The following is a 22730-nucleotide window of genomic DNA, read 5'->3' on the forward strand; positions in this document are numbered from 1 at the left end:
ATGACCTTACTCAACGTTGCAGAAATTTGCCCTGCTAGTCGTACCCTTGGACCTGGTCAACGCTTCGTGATTTGGGTGCAGGGATGCTGTTTTAATTGTCGTGGTTGTGTCTCTCCCGATTGGATACCTCAAACACAAGCAACCCCAATCAAACCTCCAGAATTAGCTGATGCTATTCTGTCTGTTCCAAACACTGAGGGTTTAACTGTCTCTGGAGGTGAACCAATGTTGCAAGCGAAGGCACTAAGTGAACTGTTTGACTGTCTAAGGCAACAACGTGACCTATCCATCATCTGCTTTACAGGGTTTACATTAGAACAACTTCAAGCAAAGAATGAGCCAGCAATTAATCAAATCCTTACTGACATTGATGTTCTTATTGATGGGCAATATATCCCTGAACTAAATGACAATAAGGGCTGGCGAGGTTCTTCTAATCAGGTTGTCCATTTTCTCACTTCTCGTCATTTATTAGAAGCGAGTTTATTTACACAACAAAAACGCGACGTGGAGATTCATATGCGAAATGATGCTGCTTTGATGGTTGGGATTCCACCTCACAATTTTTCTGACGACTTCAAGAGAGCAATTAGAATGTCTGTATTATGATGATTTCGAGCATTCTTTTTTCTAAAATAACCAAAGGAAATCTTAACTCTGAATTTTTAGGATTAGTCCTCAAATAGAAAAAACCCTGGAAACATCTTAGCAATAATATTACCCAGCTCATATTCTACTTTTGGGTTGCCATGCACTTCTTCAATCACCAGGTAAGCCACCTGAGAACGGTTAACACGCATTCCCACGCGCCATCGATTACTAGGCGAATAGCTAGGTAATTTCACCATATCAGGCAGTACCTCTTTGAACTTACGACCTTTAGATCTAGGGTCAATCCATATAGTAATTGTCAAAGGTGCATCACTTTGAAATGTCACTAGTGGTGGAATATCAGCAAAATGTGGAGACGCTAAATCATCTAAGCAAACACCGCCATTAATAATAGGAATAAATAGCTGTTCCTTTTCAGCTTGAGCATTAATCCTATCAACAACAATGCCAAGAGTATGAATGTATCGCTCAGTAGGATCGATGAGTCCATTGGCAATCAAGCAAGCACCATAGGAAATAGCAAAGGTACTGTTGATAGTATTAAAGCTGCGATCAAAACGAGGATCATTATCCTCAATACCCAGAGCTTCAGCGATCGCTTTCTGTACTAGCAAGAACTGACAAAAGCCACCCACAAAAAACAGGCGCTCAAACTTTTGGTCATTATCTTGTAGCCAGTCTTTTACCCGTTGCATCACTCGTTGAATTCCCTCTGCAACTGGTGCAAATGCCTCACTCACTTCTTTAAACGTTACATTGTATCCCCCAGAAAAAGTGTAGAGGTTCTGCTCGGACATCGCTTCCGGATCTTTTAAATAATTCTTCAGTTTGTTTGTACTTCTGGCATGGGAATCAATTTTCACACTCTCAAACTCTTTGACTAAGCGACTGAAGTCTAGCTTATCCTTATCTAAGCGATGATTATTTTTATTTTTCTTCATGTAAGCAATTTGTACGCACCGACAGTCGAAAGCAACACCCGCAGACTCTAAACCTTTATCTCCCTGTCCATCAAAATACAGCACCTCAACCTTATTGTTGCCAAAGATACGACACAGACTTACATCAAACGTACCACCACCCATGTCACAGACGAGCAGGTTACCTGTAAACTTTTCTGACTTATTTTGTTGAGCTTGACGTTGTACCTCCCAAGCATAGTAAGCTGCGGCTGCAACAGGTTCGCTTACCAACTGAATTAACTTATCACCTAGTTCCAAATCTTCTGTAATTAAACGTTGTAAGCGTTCGCGACCTAAGTTACAAATATCTCGTTGCCAGATTTCAGGAACAGACACGACTAGCCCAGCAATTTTTCCCTGTTGGTTGCTAAAGCTACTACTTTCATTTTCTTTAGAAAGTAGCAATTCGTTGAGATAGTCTTTGGTAACACTCATGGGAGTGCGCCCATCCTGGAAGGAATTTACCAATTCCGATTCTGGAATTGGTAAACGCATTTTAAAGTTACCATAACTCTTAATGTTTGGCTGATGAGCGGCATTATTACGAGCAGCATCACCGATTTCAATAAAGTTATCGTCATAAGAAATGAAAGAAGGAATATATTTTTTTCCACTTGCTCCACCATATTGAAAGGCTTCAAGTTTACCGTCTTCGAGATAGGATATTATAGAATTAGTAGTGCCAAAGTCGAGTCCAATTTTGTAGGATTGCATTGCTGTATTATTTAGAATTAAGTAACATTTTTAAACTTTACTGGCAATTGCTTACCAAATTTATTGCTGATTGATAACAACCTCAATCTTCAGACAAGACAAAACTAGGAAATATCTTAGCTAGAAGATTTCCCAGCTCGTACTCCACACGTTCTTTGCTAGAAACTTCCTCAATCACTAAGTAGGATACCTGAGAACGGTTGACACGCATCCCTACTCGATATCTGGCTGAGGAAAAGAAATTTGGTAGCTGAATTACTTCAGACAAACGCTGCTTACAACGCTTGCCTTTAGATTGAGGGTCTACCCATATTGGAACAGAAAAGTTTTTTCGATCTGCTTGTAAAGTTTTATGATAAAATTGAGGTGTGTTAAGCTCATTCAAAGTAAATCCTCCTTTTATAAGGGTAATTTCTTCTTCTTCAAATCCAGTTTCCATACCTCTAATTGTAGGAATTTTAACTTCATTGTGGACAACGATTCCCAGAGTGTGAATATATTTTTCAACGGGATCGACTAACCCGTTGGCAATTAAACAAGCACCGTAGGAAATAGCATACGTACTAGTGACCGTATTAAAGCCGCGTTCAAATTTCGAATCATTATCATTCATTCCTAAAGCATTAGCGATCGCTTTCTGTACTAGATAAAAATTTGAAAATCCTCCAACTAAAAATAGCACATCGAACTGTTGGTTATTATACTGTAACCAGTTCCGCATTTTTTGCATAACTCTTTGAATTCCTTGAGCGATGGGAGCGAATGCTGCATGAACTTCACCAAATGAAACAGTGTATCCACCAGAAAAAACATATATATCTTTATCAAACCATATTTCCGGTTTTTCCAGGTAGTCGATTAGTTTTTTGGTGGTTTTAGAATGGCAACTAATCTTAGTTGTTTCAAATTCCTTGAGTAAGCGAGTAAATTCAGGGTCATTTTCATCTATGATGTGACCATGCTTTTTTTTATAAGCTGCTTGGACACAACGGCGATCAAAAGCAACGCCAGCAGATTCTAGTCCCTTGTCACCCTGTCCGTCAAAATAAAGAACTTCTACTTTATTGTTGCTACAGATATGGCAAAGGCTAACATCGAAAGTTCCCCCTCCGATATCACATACAAGTAAGTTACCAGTAAAAGATTCTGAATGCTCTTGTTGACTTTGACGTTGGGCTTCCCAAGCATAATATGCAGCTGCAGCAACTGGTTCACTAACTAACTGTATGAGTGGTAGATTAAGTTTTCTAATAAGATTTTGTAGGCGCTCCCGACCTAAGTTATAAATATCTCGTTGCCAAATTTCAGGCACAGATACGACTAGCTGAGCAATTTCCCCCTGCTGATTGCTAAAGCTATTGCTCTCACTTTCTTTAGATAGTAGCAATTCATAAAGGTAGTCTTGAGTAACACTTATAGGAGTACGCCCATTGTTGAAGAAATGTGCAAATTCTGACTCTCGAATCGGTAAGCGCATTTTGAAGTTACCATAGCTTTCGATGTCTGGACAATGAGCAGCTGTGTTACGAGCAGCATTACCAATTTCAATAAAGTCGTCTTCATAAGCGATGAAGGAGGGGATATATTTTTCCCCGCCAGCCCCACCATATTGAAATGCTTCAAGTTTACCGTTTTCGAGGTAGGATATTATAGAATTGGTAGTCCCAAAATCGAGTCCAATGTTGTAGGATGGCATGATTGAAAGTTGTTAGCTTTTGTGCTTTTTTTAAATTAATGATTCATTTTATTTTTACAGAAACTATTCTCGCTTGAAACTAACAGTTTTATTGACTCGACTGTAGCTCTTTCAAGAACTCTTGTATCTCCCGATAATCTTCTTTATTTCCTTGTTGTTGATACAACTTTGCAGCTTGTTCTGCATCAGCAATTGCTGATTGATACTTTTCTATTTCATGGTAAGCAAAACCACGATTGTGGTAAAAATTTGCATTTTTAGGATTGATAGCAATCGCCTGGGTGTAATCAGCAATTGCTGATTGATATTCTTCTATTTCATGGTAAGCAAAACCACGAGCGTTGTAAAAATTTGCATTTTTAGGATTGATAGCAATCGCCTGGGTGTAATCAGCAATTACTGATTGATATTCTTCTATTTCATGGTAAGCAAAACCACGATTGTGGTAAAAAAATGCATCTTTGGGATTGATAGCAATCGCCTGAGTGTAATCAGCAATTGCTGATTGATATTCTTCTATTTCATGGTAAGCAAAACCACGATTGTGGTAAAAAAATGCATCTTTAGGATTGATAGCAATCGCCTGAGTGTAATCAGCAATTGCTGATTGATACTCTTTTATTTCATAGTAAGCATTACCACGATTGGTGAAAAAAGTTGCATTTTTAGGATTGATAGCGATCGCCTGGGTGTAATCAACAATTGCTGATTGATATTCTTCTATTTGCCGGTAAGCATTACCACGATTGGTGAAAAAAGTTGCATTTTTAGGATTGATAGCGATCGCCTGAGTGTAATCAGCAATTGCTGATTGATACTCTTTTATTTCATAGTAAGCATTACCACGCTTGTTGTAAAAAGTTGCATTTTTAGGATTGATAGCAATCGCCTGGGTGTAATCAACAATTGCTGATTGATATTCTTCTATTTGCCGGTAAGCAGCACCACGATCGTTGTAAAAAGTTGCATTTTTAGAATTGATAGCAATCGCCTGGGTGTAATCAGCAATTGCTGATTGATACTCTTTTATTTCATAGTAAGCATTACCACAATTGTGGTAAAAAGTTGCATTTTTAGAATTGATAGCAATCGCCTGGGTGTAATCAGCAATTGCTGATTGATACTCTTTTATTTCATAGTAAGCATTACCACAATTGTGGTAAAAAGTTGCATTTTTAGAATTGATAGCAATCGCCTGGGTGTAATCAGCAATTGCTGATTGATACTCTTTTATTTCATGGTAAGCAACACCACGATTGTTGTAAGCCGTTGCATATTTAGGATTGATAGCAATCGCTTGGGTAAAATCAGCAATTGCTGATTGATAGTCTTCTATTTTAGAGTAAGCAAAACCCCGATCACAGTAAGCCGTTGCATATTTAGGATTGATAGCAATCGCCTGGGTGTAATCAGTAATTGCTGATTGATAGTCTTCTATTTTAGAGTAAGCATTACCACGATTATGGTAAGCCGTTGCACTTTTAGGATTGATAGCAATTGCCTGGGTGTAATCAGCAATTGCTGATTCATAGTCTTCTATTTGCCTGTAAGCAACACCACGATTATGGTAAGCCGTTATATATTTAGGATTGATAGCAATTGCCTGGGTGTAATCAGCAATTGCTGATTCATAGTCTTCTATTTGCCTGTAAACATTACCACGATTATAGTAAGCTTTTGCATCTTTAGGATTGAGATCAATTGCCTGGGTGTAATCAACAAGCGATTGTAGTGAGTCCCGCTCGGCTTCTTCTATTTGTTCTTGAATGAGAGACAACTGAGACTGAGATTTTACCCATAACTGTTTTGCCCAAGCCAATTTAGCTTTTTCTTTTTCCAAAAAGGCATCAGGTATTTGTCCTGCTAGTGTCATAGGATATGGTGTTAAATCCCACCCACAAGTAGTACAAAAGTTTACCTGTTCTTCAGTGTATTCTGTTCCACATACTGGACACTGTGCCATAAAGTCTGCCTCTAGTTGAACTCTAAATATTTTTTAAAGAACTTCTAATTTTCTAACTCTTTGCTCTCATTGGTATAATAAATCTTCAGCTTGAATCAAATGTTTATAAGAAAAGTGTAATAAATTTGCCTTATTGTTATATTTGATGTTTTCTGTGTTTTAATTTATCGTCTAAAAAATCCAGATAAAATAAGCCTAATCGCCACATAAAGTAGAAAAAAAGTTAGGATTAAACCTAAAATTCCACTATTAGCAATAAATTTGAAAATGCTATTGATAATACTGTAGAAAATACTCTCAATATCCTTGCCAGCACCCAAACGATAAAGTGCAGTACTGACAGTAAGCAAAAATACAATTATTGAGAATAACTTAAATTGTAATCCTTCTTTCTCACTTGCACTAAATACCACTACTACAACACCAAGAAATACAAGAACGAAATCCCATTCCAAAGCTTTCAAATCGATACCTTGTCCCTTGATAAATGCAATAGCATAGCCCATTGCTGACAAAAATAGACCAACAATAAATGCTGTTGGGAAAATATCGGCTGGATTTAAGCCCATACCGGCTACCTGAAACATAATGCTGTACGCGTTGAGCATTAGACCAGCAATATTAGTAGCGTCATCAAAAGCTTTTTTTAAATCAAATTGAATATCCATTATCCATTTTACTTAAAAGTTAAGTGTGAACGCCTCAATTTCAACTGGGAATATCTTCTATAGTAAATGTAACCATTGCCTCTCCTTGTAAGTTATCACGTAACATACGGCTTTTTTGAGATTTCACCATTCTTTCATAGAAGTTACGTACATCTCGACCATTACCAAAATTGCGCTCGCGCTGTTGATAAGCAATATTAAAAACTTGCTGTAGAGGTTCTTTGACATTATCAGGGCAAATACGCCTTGCTTTCTGACACAGACTCAAGAAAATCTGGAGCATTTCCTCACCTGTATAATCAGGAAACTCAATTTGGTAAGCAATGCGAGAAGCAATACCAGAGTTGGTATTCATGAAGTCTGCCATTTCTCTAGAGTAACCAGCGAGGATGACCACAAGGCGATCGCGCTCATTTTCCATTATGGGGACAAGGGTATCAATCGCTTCTCTGCCAAAATCATTTGCTGACTCTCCCCGTGAGAGTGCATAAGCTTCATCAACAAATAACACACCATCAAATGCTGATTCAATTGCTTCTTTAGTCTTTATTGCAGTTTGACCAACATAACCAGCAACTAACTTGCTGCGCTCAACTTCTACAAATTGCCCTTTTTTCAACAACCCTAATGCTTTAAATATCTTACCTACCAATCTTGCTACAGTAGTCTTCCCTGTACCAGGATTGCCAGTAAACAGCATATGTCTTGTTTCCACTTCGTTAGTAGTATATAATAAACCTGCAGCGCGTAAGCGTTGATTCGCCAGTTCGCTATTTACAATTTCCTGAATGGCTGCTTTGACTGAATGCAGACCAATCATGCTATTGAGTTCTTGCAGAAGTAACTGAAGATTATCTTCATCTTTGCTACCCTGTTTACTCAGTTCTTGATACTGTGGTGGTAAATCAGCAAATTGAAATGGTTCGTTGAGTCTGTCTAAATTTTGCTCCACGACCCGTTGGGAGCGCCGCTCATCCATTTGGTTAAAAAGATTTTCTACCAGACCAGCATTTCCAAAGTTCTGATCGCGGTTCTCATACAACTGCGTGAATAGATTCATTATGGCAGTTTCTAATTCTGGAGCGATCGTACATCCCACTCGCGATACCCTTTGACGCAAGATAGTCATTAACTCATCGGGAGCATAGTCCTCAAAAATAATCTCAGTAGCAAAACGACGCTTTAATCCAGGATTGGAATTAAGGAAGTTTTCCATATTGGTAGGATAGCCTGCTACAATAACCGCCAGACGATGGCGTTCATCTTCCATGCGTTTCAATAATGTATCAATTGCTTCTTGTCCAAAACCGTTATCTTCCCCTTGACTCAGTGTATAAGCTTCGTCAATAAACAAAACACCATCAAGAGCGCGATCAATTACTCCATCAGTCTGAATCGCCGTTTGTCCTACATAAGCTGCTACTAAGTCTTTTCTACCCACTTCTACTATATGACCACGCTGTAACAAACCCAAATCACGATAAATTTCTCCAATTAGCCTTGCTACTGTAGTTTTTCCCGTACCAGGATTACCTTTGAATACCATGTGTAAACGAGGAGGTTCTGTAGTTAGCCCTTGTTGTCGGCGCTCTCGTTCCACCTCTAATTTTCGCATTTTTAACTTGATAGTTTCTTTAACTGAACGTAACCCAATCATTTGTTCTAGACGTTCCACAGCAGGTTGAGTTGATACATTTCCTGATAGCCAGTTTTGTTTTCTTGCTTCTGCAAGGGAGATTTCTCTTGCAGCTTGAAAACGGTCATACCAAAAGTTTAGAGTTTGATTTTCTGCTGCTAACCAGATTGGTAACTGTTCACTGGTTGTCCAATCAATAGTTTTATGAGCAGTGAGACGAAAATAATGACTCAAAGCAGAGATTTCTGTTGCATTGGGTGAACCAAGACGAGCGATATTAAATACATAATTATCTGTTTGATCGCGATTTAGCAGTAGATTTGCTAGATAAGTGAAGCCTATTTGTTGACAAAACTGTTGTAGTTCATTACGATTTTCATGGTGAAAAATCAGAATACAAAGGTTACGATTAGTAGGTGGCATACGCGACCAAATCAGCATACGCCCAAATAGCTCGCGAGGATTATCAAATTGTCTTAAATCCTCAGCATTCGAGAAAACAATAGCGGATTTTTGTGTAGGGTCTTCCATCACTGTTTGTAGTGTTGTGATGACTGTGCTATCCTGCAACACGACTCTTGGCTGTGTGGAGTTTTGTACTGGTGGAGGGGTTGTTACTGTTGGGGGTGAAGTTGCATTTCTACCTAGTAATCCTTTCTTTTTTTTAAAAGGACCATTCGTAAGTTGCATTTCTCTCTGTGTAGTTGGCGAAGTCGAACTAGATGATTGGGGTTGTAGTAAGCAGCGATCGCGTGATTCTGCATCCCAAAAGTACAGCTTATGCACCCCCGAATAGAATAAAATACGTTGATAACCATGCTGTTTGAGATAGCGATGTAAAACTTGCTCGATATTTTGTAATAGTAAATCTGGTGTACAAAAGGTATCGCTGGTATTAGCTCCATAGATAACTAAGAAGCGATCGCCTGACTGTAAGTTGAATCCTGATGTTACTCTTTCAACAGCCATACTAAGTCGGTTTATTTTCAATTTTTTCAAAATTATTTGTCTAATTTATTAGAATATCTAATTTTTATTCATGATAAAATCTCCTTAAAAGCTGATTGTTGTAGCCAAATTTTCCTAATGTTTGTGCCACATATAATGTTATCGATAAAATTATTGTTCCACCGGTAAATAATAATATTATTATTAGAGCTATATAACGTAATAATATTATTATGCAATATTCATTAGATAATGAGAAAAACATTAGCACGCTAGCCATTGGTGTACCAATTAAGCAAATAAATAATATTATTTGAATTCCAAATTTAAATTCTATAAAATTATTCGATAATGTCATTAAATTAAATATATTCTCTTCATATTTTAAATTTTTTATTTGTAATTCTTTTATTCTTTGATTCGCTCTATCTAAAGAATAAGTTACTTGTGAAACTTCCTTTTTTCGTTCTTCTTCTAATAATCGAATTTGTTGCTGAAATTTATCGTTGACTTCTTTTAGACTAGGTTGCTCTGCTAATTCAACTTCAAGTTCCTTTTTCTTTTGCTGTAAATGTTGTAGCTGATTTTGTATCTGCTTTTGTCCTTTAGTCAATTGTTCCACTTCCTCCTCAAATAGATATTTTTCCTGTTGAGTCAGATCTAATTCAGATAGTAATAATGATATTTCTTGATTAGCTCTATCTAGTTCTTCTTTCGACTGGGATTTAAGCCAACTCTGTTTTGCCCAAGCTAGTTTTTTTCGTTCCTTTTCCAAAAAAGCATCATGTATCTGACCTGCAAATACTATTGGGTAAGGACTCAAATCCCATCCACAAATAGAGCAATTTCCAACATCACCTTCGGTATACTCAGTATTACAGACTGGACAGTTAGCCATATTTCCTCTTAAGCTGAATATTCTGTTCGCGATATCCACAGAAAGAGCAACAAATCAAAGTTTTTCATGCGTCTACGTGCCTTGTTTGCCCCGGCGTTGCCTCACTTGCTGCATATTTTGATACTCCTGTTTTGGTCGTGTAAGACATTCTAAAGGTCTTGTTCCCTTCACTCCCTCCACCTCTAAAACATCAAAAATTGCCTTAGCATTTTGTTGAGTCGCTTTTTCATCCAGCAACTTCTGGCTAAATGTATTAATGGAGACAGAGTTTGTGCCAAACTCTTTTTCAGGACTAATGATCGTCACCACTTCATCCCCAGCAATGTTCTTCACTTTTACTACATAGGCATTGCGCTGATCCATCCCTTCATAAATGGCATTTGTATCTGAGTCAACAAGGCTATATCCCATAGACTCCAGTACTTCCACCGCCTTATCTGCGATTTCTACCCTTAACTGTGAACCCAATATTTCTAGTTTTGCCTGCTCAACAATCTGTCCCAATCGAGGATGTAAGTTATTAATCTGTTCACCAATTTGTTTGACTTGCTCAGTGGTTAATGTGGATTCACCCGTCTTAAGTTGTGCTTCTAAATGATTGAGTTCTTGCTCGTACTCGCTGAGACGACCACTTACCCAATAGTCTACCTCTAGCCGAAACTTATCCGCCTCATCGCCTTGACCAACTTCCACCTCACATTCACGGTTAGCTTGAACCTCTGCAATCAAACTGCGTAAATCTTCCAAAGCTGCATTGTAAAGCAGTAGCCACTCTTGCTCTTTTTGCTCCAATTCCAGTCGTAGATCGCTAAGGGCTAGATAGGTTTGTTGTGCAGTAGCGATCGCAGCTTCACTCACACCTACCTGAATATTGTTGCGTGCTAGCTCCAAACCCCGCCGCAGGTCAGCTAGTCTACCAGGTGCGAATCGCTCATGCTGGTAATTCCGATCAATTTGCTGCCAAATCACCTCCACGTCAGCTAGCAAATCTTGTGCCAGCTTAGCTTTGTATTGCTTTTCCTGTTCAATGCTGTCAAAAATCCGGTCAATCTGCTGTTGCAAAACCCGCTGACCTTTCTCTCGTGCTTGCCGTTCTTCTACAATTAATTGAGTGAACTTTTGAGCGAGTTGCTGATTTAACCGCAAATATTCCTGCCGTTGCTCAGATGTAATCCGCAAATACTCACAGCGCTGTTGAGCAAATCCCTGATTCATAGCAGATTCCAAGCGACTAGTTTCTCTGATTAAGGCTTGTTGCTGGCGGTACTCCGATTCACGCAGCGCGTTGTTAAATTCCTGCCGTTGTTGCTGCAATCGTCTCTGGGTACTTCTTTCTAGATCGCTCAGCCCACTCCGCAATTGTTGCATATCTTGTTCCTGTTGCCTAGCACGTTGCTCTAAGGGAGCTAATCGTTGCTGAAATTCGCGTCTTGTTTCTTCTCTAACTTTATTTAAGCGCTCAGGTAAATCTTGTTGCACCGATCTCAATCGGCTATCTTGCTCTCTTAATCGTCTTAGCTCTTGGTCGTCAACGCTAACATAGCGCCTTTTTTCCCCACTCATAACAGTTGCTCCTGTAGTTTTGGCAACACTGACTAAATTAGAGTTTAGCTGTCTTACAATTCGTTCACTCAATTGCTAAATGTGTTTGACAAGGTGCGCGACCTCCTACATCAACCCGTTCCTGATTTATCTCCTAATGAATTACTAGTAATAAATTATATGGTTAAAGGTGCATTTTCTTTCATTTTAGAGGAGATTTTTACAATTGCTACAGATATATTTTGGATAAATCTGTGCCATTCGCGCATGGCTCACGTTACTTTAGATTTTACATATCAATTGCGCACAATGGTGTCCAGTGGAAGGGGTCTTGAAACAGCTTACTGTTAGCTGGGATTCTTCTAAAAAGCATCTTCTGGGTTGGGCTTAGGGGTAACTGCGTTTCTTGAATCCATTGCCAAAGTTGAGTCATAGTGATATTTCTAACCCAGAATTGCGCCTGGTTGGGCGCAAGGGCTACAGAAATTTCCGTTTGCAAATTTTGATAAAACTTAATCATTAAAAAGGCAGTAGACAAATCACTAATCGTCCAAAGTGAACTAACGACAATCGTGAACGGATCGCCCAGATTGCTGTCATCCCACCGAAACCAGGTCAGGAAGCAGCTTGGGCAAAGCTTCAGGCACGAAAAGTCAAACGTGCTGAGTCAGATATATGATTATTGATACCAGTATTTTATAGGATTACTATTTGATTTTTGAAAGGGTTTGGTGCGTCACGACGTTACGTCTAAGCGCGATCACGTATTCTTTAAAGCAAGCGATCGGCTTTATTGCACACAACAAAGAAACGTTACTTACCAATCGCACAAAATGCAGCCCAGTGAAATGGATTTTGAAAGGGTTGGTCGTCATCTTGCAGCTTGTGTAGAAGTCTCTGTAACGGTGTTCGCATAGTCGGATTTAGAGGGAATGGATTTTCTGTCATCCATGCAACTAATTGAGCTTTAGTAACGCCTTTCAACCAGCATTGCGCTTGGTTGAGAGCAACAGCTACTGATGTTTGCCCTTGCAGATTTTCGTAGAATTTTGCCATTAAAAATGCTGTCGATAGGTCTTTCACAGTCCAAAGCGAACTGACGACATACTGTGTGCCTGCATACAAAAAGGCACTAGGTAAGCCAATGTATTCATCACTAGTATTATTAAAGTCAATCAATCCGGTTTCACAAGCAGACATTGTGACGAGGCGACATTGTTCTAAGTTGAGGGTAAAGATTGTATCTAAAGTGAGGTACTTTTCTAGGTCAAGCACTTCGTCATCTTGCAAACTTGAAGAGTTTTCTGAATCAGGTTCCGTGAATGTGGATTTGGCGGAGGGATCTGCCAGCATAAGGGCAGAATTCCGAGGATTGGTAAGATTAAAGTAGCCGTGACAGCTAAAGTGGGCGCAGTGGAAAGTATTGAGATCTGTACCCTCAATGGCTGACTTGGTAGCGTTTGCTTTTTTAAGAATATTGGTTTGTCTAAAGTAGCTTTTAATAATTTCGACTTCAGTATCTGTGTAGCCGAGGTCTTCTGTTGGGTTCTGGATAGCAAAGATAGATTCAAAATTTGGGCGTTGTCGCTTTTGCAACTGTTGCAACATCTGGCAACTTGGAGCATAGCTCACCCCACCAAGAAAGCGCTCGAATAAACTTGTGCCATCGTTTAGGGGTAAGGCGTGAAGTGGAAGTAGGTGTAGAAAGCGATGGGGAATCAAGATGATGCGATCGCAAGTAGTAGGCACACAAGTGAGAATATCTTCGATATGGAGAAGTTGGCTAAGCTGCTGAAGACGTTCGGTCAATTGTGATCGCCAGTGGTTTTTATCATTTTGATAGTCTTCAAAATACTCATAAAACCAATTATTCAAGTCTTGAATAATTTTATTGTCGATAGCAGCAGATGACAAAACTTGAGGTTGGTGACAATCAGAAGTTATAATAAAAGTGTAACAACTGTTAGAAGTTAAATACCACTCAACAATGGCGGTTCCCGCATCTATTGCAGAGACAATCTGGTTAAATGGGATGGCTTTAACCTGTTGAGTTTCTCGAAAGGTAGGGTCAATTTGATCGATAGTTTTCATCAAATCATCGAGTTGTTCTTCCAACTGATTAAGATACTGACGCTCCGAAGGTCTAGTTTCCAAATTATCTATTCGCTCGCCATCTCCAATGTTAAGAAACCCCAAGCGCTCCTCAACAATTTCAAGGCGACGCCGCTGTGTCACCATTTCCTGGCGTAATTGTTTGAATCTTTCACTCACGCTTTCGGGGACTCCTTTAGGGGAGAGATCGCGGGTTGCTAAAAGTTCAACTAAATTCCGAGCTTTGCTTCGTTCAACATACTCAATGGCTCTGTCTGGTTGATTATCTTGAACGTAAGCTTCTACAATGCCAAAATAAACATTAATTGCATCTGACAATAGCTCTTGTTTACGTAGGTCTAATGTTGTCCAAGCCCGGCTTTGTTCTACAGCTTCAATAGCGGTACTCAATCCTGCAATGGCTTCCTGTAATTGTCCAAGTTGTAAAGCTGCTCTACCAAGATTGTGCCCGTGCTTAAAACAATCAACAGGGTTAGTTTTAGGTGTGTGAATTTCTAAAGCCAACTGATAAGATTTAATTGCTGCTTCAATTTCGCCTAGCTCTAGGTGGATCGTTCCAAGGTTGTTCTGGGTCATTGCCCAAAGTGAAGGGAATGTTTCGGGTGTATAGATTTCTAACGCTGCATGACAAGCGGCAATCGCCAGTTGAAGATTTTTGGTTTTGTTCCCTTGAATACGATCTTGGTACGCGATCGCCAAGCATAGCTGAATCAGTGCCCAACTATGAGGCAAAGTTTCACGGGTACTGACTTCCAAGGCTTTTTTATAAGTTGCGATCGCTTGTTCAATATTTTCTGTCTTATCCCCCTGAATTCGACGACTGTAAGCATTTGCAAGGGTTGTGCAAATCATTGCCCACTTTTCAGGAAATGCTTCGCGGGTATAAACTTGTAGAGCCGCTTCGCCAGCTTCAATTGCTGATTCTAAATTGGTTTCACTGTTTTTTGTAAATCGGTCTGCCGAATAAAAATAGACAACAGCTAAATTGCTTTGGATCATTGCCCACTGTTCAGGGAAGGCTTCAGGGGTGTAGACTTCAAGAGCTGCCCTGTATGCTGTAATTGCTAACCTCAAATTTTCTGCTCGGTCGCCCTGAATACGCTCAAGATAAATAGTGCCCAAAGTCGTTTGAACTGTTGCCCAAGTTGGTGGATTCTTTTTACGACTTTGGACAGATATAGCTTTTTTACAAGCTTCAATTGCTTGTTCGAGATTTTCATCTCGGTTTCCTTGACTACGCTTTCGATAAGCATAAGCAAGATTGTTGTGAATTCCTGCCCATCCTTCAGGATTACTTTCCTGTGTGTACACCTCCAAAGCTTCCTCGTAAGCAGCAATTGCTAGTTCAACATTTTCCGCACGATTGCCTTCGATGCGATCGCTATAAGCATTTGCTAGAGTTTCCTTTCCCTTTGCCCACACTTGAGGAAATTCTCCTCGATTTATCTGTTTTAACGCAGCTTCAGCAGCAGTAACTGCCACTTCTATATTTGTTACTTTATTTCCTTGGATACGAACCCTATAAGCATTACTTAAGTGTATTTGAGTAGAGACCCACTCTTTACGAGAGTTGGCAAGCGAGAAGCTTTGTAGGGCAGCTTGATGAGCTGTTATTGCTTTTTCTATATTTTCTGCTTTATCTTCTCGAATCCGATCCAAATAAGCATTTCCTAAAGAGCCTTGAACAGATGCCCATAATTCTGGATCATCTTCACGGATGAAAAATTTTAAGGCAACTTCATAACAGGAGATTGCAATTTCAATATTAGTAGCAACACTACCTAAAGGAAATTTAGCAATTGATTCTCCCATTAAAAAGATTACGGCAGCAAACTGTTTAGCTTGCTCTGGCGTTCCTTTGGGTAATGTCCTTGCCCAAGCTTCGAGCAGATGAGGAAGATCATCATTTAATTTATCGATATTTCCTTCCAATAATGGAGAAACCTCTGAGTAAATCTGCTCGTAACTTTTCCCTTGTTCTTTAGTTTGAACAATTTTTAGGAAAATTATCTGTATAAGTGTATTTTGTGATTCAACGACTTGTGACTCAACAACGTTGTTTGATAATGATACTCCCCATAATTTAGCTAATTCTTGAAGCGGGTATTTTAATGCTTCAGCACCTTGAGCATTTCCTCTCTTTTCAGCTAATTGAAGCATTTCTTCGATAGTCAAAACCAAATTTTTCTGTAGAGAATTGGCTTTACCTCGCTGCGAGACATTATTCATTAAAGTCTGGATTATTTCAGTCGAAGCAGAATCCATCTGCCCTAGAAATCCAGATTGTAATAATAGATTGATAAATTGTTGAGAATTACCACCACTCCCTAAAACAGAACTCAGTAATTGCTGGGCTGATGCTGGATCCAATTGTCCTAAAGACGACTGAAATATTAACTGCATTGTTTTCTCAAGATCACCATCTCCCTGCAAAATTAATGGCAATATTTCTTGAATAAAAACAGTTTCATCGGTCTCTGGAATTGAGGAGGGGGTTGCCGTATCAGTAGATGTTGAAGTTGCGGTATAATTTCTAGATACAACAGTGTCTGAGCTAGTTAAGGGAGTTTCAGTCATCGTTGTTATTTCAAGTCTCTCAGACACAAGCTGGAGCAGCCTATTCAAAGCATCCACTGTATCTTGATCACGCATCTCACCATAGGTTTGCTTCATTTGCTGGATCATAGAGACTAAGCCATCATCTATTAGATCTGAAGTAGCATCTAAGATGGATTTCTCCATACCACTAGGACACCGCAGGAGTTCTTGAATCAAAAACAAGTAGGGCTTTGGACTTTGCTCGCTCATATATAGCAGTTCCGTATAATCCAGTTAAATCAGCTTACAGATTGCTGAAAGTGTTCTAAGTCTGGTAATTTAGATAGTAACCCTAAAAATTCTTAAGTTAACGCATACTTTCGTTAAGAATTACAGCAGTTTGATGGATATTGTCATACTTATTCAAAAAGATTTACACTTACACAAATTTTCAGGTAGGGGTGTATGGGCTTTGCTAATGCTGCTTAGTCACTCCACGCATCTGTAGCAGCGCGTGATCTGATTTGTGGCTCTGGAACAGTCTGTGGCGGAGTTCCAGACTTCGCATTTTGCTGATCTAACTCTTGCTTGTTCGTAGTGACAGGGTGAATACTGTCTGCTGTTTTCACATCACGAACATTTGTAGGTAAGCTAGTTACACTTGGATGCTGCTTAACATTTTTGTAGGTGGGGGAGCGAGGGACAACACGTGGTTGGGTATAGAGTAGTTCTAGAGGTAAAACAAAACGTCGTTTATAATGCTCTTTAATACCTTGACACCACTGAGTAATAATATACTCTAAAATATCAGTGCTAATTTCGGGTCGATGAAGCTTTTCTTGTAAGTTCCTGCGTAAGGTTTCTCTATTAACTGATCCTTCTACTTTAGATTCAAAAAAGTCTTTTGGATACTGCTCATATATTCCTGACAACAGTATGGAATGTACTTCTACTTCTTTGTTCCCAGACATTATATCTCGGATGATCAAGGTGTATTCAGTCATTTTTGTATTTTTTGTTAATAAAATTATATTTATTATACCTTGAAAGTGTTATTGAATGTACCGTAAACTGAAACATATTATATGAGTTAAGAGTAATACCGTGTTTAATATTCAAAAACCTTATTTTTACTATTTCGTGATTACAGTAAGCGCTTTTGTATTAGCTAGTTGTAATCAAGCCGAGAGTACTAAGGATCAGTGCCAAAGATTCACTCAAGTTATGCAAACTGTTGTTGACGAAACTCAGGCATTTAAGCAGAATTCAAAATTTGATAGAGATGCACTCTCACAATTTATAAATATTACAGAAAAGTCTGGTCGAGAAATAACAAGTCAAACAGCATTCAACGACAAGTCACTTATCACCTTCCAAGAAAAGTTTTCTAGCTTATACGACAATTATACCTCTGCAGGATCAGATATTCTCAAACTAAATAAGATAGTGAGTAATCCTCAAATTGGTTATAATAGTTTGAAGAAAATAAGACAATCTGTTCTAGAAGAAAAAGAACTTTTAACATCTTTTAATAAGTACTGTGAGCCTCAAGGTTTTAAGATAAATAATGTAGCTCCTTAACTAATCACAGATCTGTAGGTTGGGTTGAACGGAGTGAAACCCAACAAAATATCGGTTTTTTGCGTTGGGTTTCGTTTCTCAACCCAACCTACATGTGTAGCGATCATTTCTTAAATTGGTATAAGCATTAGATGCAGTTATTTGAGACAAGCATACCCTTTACTTAATTATTAATAACTCTTTCAGATTCCGATCTCAGTTGACTACTCCACCGCCAGAAGATAAAAAACCATATAATAGCAAAGCCAAAAGTACTTAGTAATACAATCAGATAATTCTGCCAAGAAAGTTCGGCTTGGAATCCAATGTTATTTAGTCGAATCAGCTTTTCTGGAGAAGAAAACTCAAAATTTCTTTCTTGGGAAACAACTGTGACGATAGTTCTGTACTGTGTCGCTTGCTTGGCATCTTTTTGTCGATATATTACTTCATACTCTCGAAGGGTTTTAAAAAAATTAATTAAACTATTTGCAACATCCTGAGAATTCGTAGAAAACTTATATAATCCTCCTGTTGCTTCAGCAATATCTTTGAGTCTTTGCTCGTCAACAATAAAGGTATCGATATCAGTAGAAGGAGGAGCGTACTGATTATCTGTTCCCTTAATTAATTGCATTGCTTCAAAAATAAATTCTTGAGGTGTCAGCTTGGGTAATTTGCAAGTGGTGCTAACTTGATTCACTGTTAATTGAGAAGTATCTGTGAAGGGACATTTGGTGCGATCGCGCAATTCCTGCAAAGTCTCTCCATAACCTAGGGTGTGAACTGTAACTTTCGTACTATATTTTTGCAAAACCTTCCTTAAACTCTCAAACTGCTGGTGTTCACTAGGGCGGTCAACCACATGATAGCCATCAGATAATAGAATGACTGCTAGTCGAGGCTCTGTGTTTTCTTTTGTGTGTAGGGTGTTTCCTTGAGTCCCTAAAAACTTTACAGCTTCTCCAACTGGTTGATAGAGATTTGTTGCTGCACATACATTCTGGCTAGCTAGTTCGTTAATTTGGCTATCTAGATCAGTATTTGTGATCTCGCGAAAGCTGTTTCTAATTTTGTTTTCGTTAACATCATATACAATAGAACACGCTTGTCTAGAATCGGAAAAACCAAAAGGCACAATGGCAACTTGATAAGGTAAGTTCTCCTTTCTGAGTTGTTGTAAGATCTCTTGTATGGCTTTGGTAGCTCCATTAAGTTTCCTGACCTTACTAGCATCTCTTTGCTGCATACTGCCACTCATATCTAGCAAAATAATAATATTGGCAGGATCTGGTTTAGAAAGTTCTGGTGAAATGACTTTATCTACACGAAAGTTGGCTTGCGCGTTTTGCTCATCAACTGTCTTAATTTGAAAATTTTCGCGACTAAGACTAGAAACAGGCTGGTTTTCGGAGTCTAGTACTCTGACTTTCAAAATCACGCGATCCCCATCGGTTTTGTAATTGAGGATTTCTACAGAACCACTAGCAGCTAGTGTAGGAACTGGTATCCAGGTTAAGAAAAAGACTAAGAAACTAAGCTTGTTATTGCGGATCGAGGAAGCGATCGTAGAAAACAAACCGATAAAATTCTTTACCATCTGGGTTTTTAAAAGTAATGATTTGATTATGCCAAAGAGTGTATTCCCCATCCTGAGATTCATTCCTTAGGGTTGGGAAAAGTTCAACGGCGCTTGTTTCATGGCAAATAATTTTCGCATAGGGAAATTTGACCCTAATTTCTGCACATTTAGAAGGTATTTCCGGAAGATATATGTCATCGTCATCACCACCACCAATTGTGATTGGCTGACCATTTGGTAACTGAATGGATAACCCTTCTTCAATTACATCAGGTTCTTTTGCATTGGCTCCTTCGTTTGGTGGTTCAACAACAAATTGAAAAGCACCTCTTGGTTTTAATTTAGGGAGATCTCGTATCATTCCGCTTCTAATTTCTTCGTCTATGATCTTTTGATTAATTGATGCTATCCCTTCACCTGCTCGCAACGCTACTTGGTAAGTTGGGGAAGTTGCAAAGCTGAGAAGTGCGCCTAAAATCAAGCCAAAAGCTAAAAACCCAAATGGTTCATTATATTCCTTTGAAAAAGATGTGTTTTGGGAAAATTTCTCAGCAATTAAAGCAGCGCTAAATCCTGCAAGACTGCCAAATAAAACTGTATTCTTAATTCGTTTATTTCCTTTATCAGTTAAGCCTTCCATACTTCGCGATCGCCAGCTTATCCCTTCACATATACCTGTAGATAGTCCAACAATGCACCAGACAAAACGCTTGACGTCTCCGGCTGATAAGCTTGTCAGTTCATAAAGAGTAAAAGTAAAGATTGCTGCACATAGACCAGCGATCGCACTCCATAATATAGTTTTAAAAAAATAGCTGCGTAGTGTCTGAAAATTATTTCTATATCGGGTAGGATTGCTGAGAAATATTTCTGTAGCTACCATGCTAATAGCAAAGAAAAATGCTAAAAAAGGCAATAAGATAAAGTCGGGTCTAAATGGCAAAGTTCCACCACTGATATTTCGTGCTAATTCCAGCAGAATCTGCGAAATATCCCAACTGACTAAGGCAGCAACAATACCTGATAGGATGTATAGTGTCAGTCTTTCTGGTCTCACATTTTACCTCTTATTTTTATATATTTCAAAATTTTGTACACAATTTTTAAATTCTTCAACTTCATTTTTATTCGCACAATTTTGCAGATTTTTTAATATTTCTTGAAAAGGTTCTTTCCTTTCGATAGATTGTTGCAAGTATTTTAAAATATTTAAAACATATTGGTCAATTTCCTTATTTTTTTGTAACTTTAAAACAACGCTTGAATTGATGAATTTATTATTTTTAATAATATACCGATATGTTTCTCTTTCTCTCAATTTATCTTTCTCCTCGTCAGGAGTTTCGCTTTTACTAAGCCGACTAAGTTTATCTATTTCGCCTGGCAGTAATCTTTCTATTTCTTCCTCACATCTTTGTAGTTGCTGTTTTTTATCTGAATATTGATTCGTATTATTGTCTACATTTTTGCACTTATCAATACTTTCTTTTAAAGATATATTTGAAGGATTTGACAAATGCAAGATGCTGAAAAACTGAAACAAAAAAATTAGAAAACCTAATGTTAAAGTACCTAAAATAAGACGATTTCGCCATATTCTTAAATGATATCTTTTTTCTTTAGGAGAAACATGCAAAATTATACTTATCTTGTTTTTATGATTATGCTCAAGCTTTGATAAAACATTATAAGGAATATTTTTTTCACTATACTGATAGCAAATTGCTGATAATAAATTAACATCTAGCAGTTGTTCTTTGTATTGTTTAGAAAAATAGTTAATTTCAGTTTCTACTCGTTGGGATAAAAGTTTTGCTAAATTTTTATACCCTGGCTTATTTGTAGTTACTTGCTCATTAAATAAATCACTCCTCAGTTTGATTAAAAATTCTTGTGTAACTTGTCCACTAAAAACACCTGACTCATTAGAAGGTTCCCTTTCCCTATCCAAAAATTCTACAATGTTTGCAACATAGTTATTCAGAGAGATAGACCAAATATTATCTTTATGTGTTACTAACAGCCATTTACAAAGTTTAAAAATACTTGTATTATTATATAATACTTCATTTAATAAAATCGAAATTCCATCGTATATACGCTTATAAACTACTATCTTTTGCGATTTATTTTGAATAAAATCGACTATATTTTTCTGTGTTTCAAACGAAATTATAATATGTTTTTTATTCCTTGTTCCTCGTAACCATTTCAACCATTTAACAATTTCTTCAGGAATTAAAAGAGGCAGTAGAGCATAATATTTCACTGATTCTTTTCGAGGATCAGTATCTGTTTTGAGGTGTTTGATGTGTTGATTTTCTGCAACAAAAAAATTACTCCAATTTAAACCTTCTTCATTAGACAATATTTCGACAATAGCACTCGCTTTTTCTGAACGAGTGTTAGCATTGTACTCACTATTAGCAAATACAAATTCGTCTAATATTTTCGCGATTGACTTTTCATTTTCAGCTAGATAATCTCCATCTATTCTCTTTTCTATTGCTATTTGTGGAGTTGCTAGAGTATCTTCCTTGGTGACACCTTTTGTTGCTAATTCGCGCTCAATGGTTTGTTTAGCAGCCTCATTTTCACACCAAATTGCAACATACATTTCTGGAAAATAAAGCTTGCGAACATTCCAAGCCCATGCAAGTGGAAGCCCAGCTTTTTTGGCTGCTTCAACAGCCTGAGTGTGCAATTCGCGTCGAATATCTCCTTTGTAGTTAGCTAAGGTCAGAATGGAAGGATAAATAGAATATTTTTGTTGGTAACTAGAATTAATATCATTACTAGAAATGTCTTCTATATACTCATCGCAAACTAACTTATTTCCTGTAAACGACTTAGGATTCATATCAAAGACGTTGGGATTCTTCAGCCACCAATTTAGTAAAGTTCCTACACCATCTAATTTGAAGTGTTTATTAATTTCAGAATTTTTATCTAACCAAAAGTAGCGATATCCGACGATCCCATCTCTTCCTGTATTATCTTTTCCTTGGTAATTAGCAACTGCTAAAACACAATAACGATCATCTATAACTCTAGCAATTAGTGCTACTTCCTCCGTAGCAGGTGCAAAACCAGTGGGTATTCCGAAGATATTTTGGTTATTGTTGATAAATTGTTGAATGGGAGCGGGTATTTGTCTGTTATAATTGGAACGGTCAATTGCATTTCCAAAACCGCCGGATATCCATCGATCCTTTTCACATACTTCACTAAAACCTCTAGAAAACTCGTATATTTCAACTTTCCCACTGTAGGCATTTAAGGAACACATAACTCAACCT

The 22730-nt window shown here is 38.1% G+C and carries 15 protein-coding genes; 2 read left to right on the top strand and 13 right to left on the bottom strand.

All coding sequences use genetic code 11. The features are described 5' to 3' along the window. Positions 1–609, top strand: coding sequence for a 4Fe-4S single cluster domain-containing protein (locus tag G4P69_RS15880; RefSeq protein ID WP_208340262.1), 609 nt, complete (start codon positions 1–3; stop codon positions 607–609). Between the two features lie 62 nt (positions 610–671). On the opposite strand, the gene G4P69_RS15885 is transcribed toward G4P69_RS15880, so the two are convergent. From G4P69_RS15885 to G4P69_RS15930, 10 genes are all read right to left on the bottom strand, one after another. Beyond that, complete coding sequence (locus G4P69_RS15885) at positions 672–2288, bottom strand: Hsp70 family protein (RefSeq protein ID WP_208340261.1); 1617 nt, start codon at positions 2286–2288, stop codon at positions 672–674. Positions 2289–2370: 82 nt separating this feature from the next. Beyond that, positions 2371–3984 (bottom strand): Hsp70 family protein, encoded by a 1614-nt coding sequence (locus tag G4P69_RS15890; protein WP_208340260.1) that lies wholly within the window; start codon positions 3982–3984, stop codon positions 2371–2373. 88 nt (positions 3985–4072) lie between these two features. Next, positions 4073–5947, bottom strand: a complete 1875-nt coding sequence (locus G4P69_RS15895) for a tetratricopeptide repeat protein (RefSeq protein ID WP_208350573.1) — start codon at positions 5945–5947, stop codon at positions 4073–4075. Positions 5948–6111: 164 nt separating this feature from the next. Then, positions 6112–6615 carry a hypothetical protein gene (locus G4P69_RS15900; protein ID WP_208340258.1) on the bottom strand — a complete coding sequence of 168 codons (504 nt, stop codon included), beginning with the start codon at positions 6613–6615 and terminating at the stop codon, positions 6112–6114. Positions 6616–6655: 40 nt separating this feature from the next. Continuing rightward, on the bottom strand, positions 6656–9220 hold the full coding sequence (locus G4P69_RS15905) for an AAA family ATPase (protein ID WP_208340257.1): 2565 nt from the start codon (positions 9218–9220) through the stop codon (positions 6656–6658). Between the two features lie 64 nt (positions 9221–9284). Then, positions 9285–10097: a coiled-coil domain-containing protein gene (locus tag G4P69_RS15910; RefSeq protein ID WP_208340256.1), complete on the bottom strand. Its 813-nt coding sequence runs from the start codon at positions 10095–10097 to the stop codon at positions 9285–9287. Positions 10098–10169: 72 nt separating this feature from the next. Next, positions 10170–11732: a coiled-coil domain-containing protein gene (locus G4P69_RS15915; RefSeq protein ID WP_243902243.1), complete on the bottom strand. Its 1563-nt coding sequence runs from the start codon at positions 11730–11732 to the stop codon at positions 10170–10172. A gap of 196 nt (positions 11733–11928) precedes the next feature. Continuing rightward, the gene (locus G4P69_RS15920) at positions 11929–12159 is read right to left on the bottom strand and encodes a CHAT domain-containing protein (protein WP_243902246.1); all 231 of its coding nucleotides are present in this window, start codon (positions 12157–12159) and stop codon (positions 11929–11931) included. Between the two features lie 293 nt (positions 12160–12452). Next, positions 12453–16559, bottom strand: a complete 4107-nt coding sequence (locus tag G4P69_RS15925) for a CHAT domain-containing protein (RefSeq protein ID WP_208340254.1) — start codon at positions 16557–16559, stop codon at positions 12453–12455. Between the two features lie 215 nt (positions 16560–16774). Then, the gene (locus G4P69_RS15930; protein WP_208340253.1) at positions 16775–17293 is read right to left on the bottom strand and encodes a hypothetical protein; all 519 of its coding nucleotides are present in this window, start codon (positions 17291–17293) and stop codon (positions 16775–16777) included. A 100-nt stretch (positions 17294–17393) separates the two neighbouring features. On the opposite strand from G4P69_RS15930, the gene G4P69_RS15935 reads away from it, so the two are divergent. Beyond that, positions 17394–17870 (top strand): hypothetical protein, encoded by a 477-nt coding sequence (locus G4P69_RS15935; protein ID WP_208340252.1) that lies wholly within the window; start codon positions 17394–17396, stop codon positions 17868–17870. A 163-nt stretch (positions 17871–18033) separates the two neighbouring features. Here G4P69_RS15935 and G4P69_RS15940 read toward each other — a convergent pair whose 3' ends face one another. The 3 genes from G4P69_RS15940 to G4P69_RS15950 are packed head-to-tail and all read right to left on the bottom strand — an operon-like array spanning position 18034 to position 22720. Beyond that, positions 18034–19449 carry a vWA domain-containing protein gene (locus G4P69_RS15940; RefSeq protein ID WP_208340251.1) on the bottom strand — a complete coding sequence of 472 codons (1416 nt, stop codon included), beginning with the start codon at positions 19447–19449 and terminating at the stop codon, positions 18034–18036. Beyond that, a complete protein-coding gene (locus tag G4P69_RS15945) occupies positions 19394–20488 on the bottom strand; it encodes a hypothetical protein (protein ID WP_208340250.1) in 1095 nt (364 codons plus the stop codon). Before G4P69_RS15945 ends, G4P69_RS15940 begins: the two co-directional genes overlap by 56 nt. A 3-nt stretch (positions 20489–20491) precedes the next feature. Further along, positions 20492–22720, bottom strand: coding sequence for a hypothetical protein (locus G4P69_RS15950; RefSeq protein WP_208340249.1), 2229 nt, complete (start codon positions 22718–22720; stop codon positions 20492–20494). Positions 22721–22730 lie beyond the last annotated feature (10 nt).

It is taken from the genome of Aetokthonos hydrillicola CCALA 1050, assembly GCF_017591665.1.
Lineage (GTDB): Bacteria > Cyanobacteriota > Cyanobacteriia > Cyanobacteriales > Nostocaceae > Aetokthonos > Aetokthonos hydrillicola.